This window comes from Pseudoalteromonas sp. Z1A6 (assembly GCF_011378745.1).
Taxonomy (GTDB): Bacteria; Pseudomonadota; Gammaproteobacteria; order Enterobacterales; family Alteromonadaceae; genus Pseudoalteromonas; species Pseudoalteromonas arctica.
On the sequence record NZ_WTKW01000657.1, the window covers coordinates 1 to 871 of the forward strand.

The window sequence follows — 871 nt, forward strand, 5'->3', positions numbered from 1 at the left end:
AAAACACTTTCGTCACAAACTATTAATTTTTTATTATCATTTAATGTATTGTTTGTTTTATATGATAAATTGATTATCAGGCAAAGTTCGTTACTAGCGAGTCATCAAATAAAACAACTTAAAATGCCTATAATTAAACTTAGCACGCATAAATACCGTCTTTCTCTGGAGTGAAGTATGAGCTATAAAAACTGGTCAATATCAAAACAAATTGGTGCGCTTGCATTCACTTTAACGCTATGTGTATTTAGTTTAGTTGGGCTATCTACCTATTTAATTTCGGCTAATACACTTTCTGAAAAAAGTGAAACAGCAATAAAATCTGAAATAACGGCTATTTCAGATCTTTTAGAACTTCAATACGACAGCCTGCTGGCAATAGCAAAGCGTAATGCCACTGTATTTAAAGGTATGTACCCTGGTGAATTTAAAAAAAGCGATCAAAAGGTATTGGTCGTAGATACTATGGTGCCCGTTCTTTTACATGATAACGAACAAGTTAATAACAATATCGATATTGTTGAAAATTACGCTAAATTAACCGGAGGTAACGCCACGGTATTTATGCGAGATGGGGATGATTTTTTTCGTATTACTACCTCTTTAAAAAAGAGTGATGGACAACGCGCTATTGGTACTTACCTAGGAAAAAACCACCCAGGCTATCAACCTCTTATGAACGGTCAAAGCTATGAAGGCTATGCTAAATTATTCGGTAACGAATACATGACTGTTTACCAACCAATTAAAAATAAACAAAACCAAGTAATTGGTATTTTATACATAGGTTTTAATATAAACGACGCACTGGCATCTCTTAGAGGGTCTGTTAATAAAATAGTAATTGAAGAAAGCGGTAACTTATTTGTTT

At 33.3% G+C, this 871-nt stretch carries 1 protein-coding gene; it reads left to right on the plus strand.

The features are described 5' to 3' along the window. Nucleotides 1–177 precede the first annotated feature (177 nt). Nucleotides 178–871, plus strand: a 694-nt coding sequence (locus GQR46_RS20170) for a Cache 3/Cache 2 fusion domain-containing protein (RefSeq protein WP_206009733.1), incomplete at its 3' end; no start/stop codon positions are given.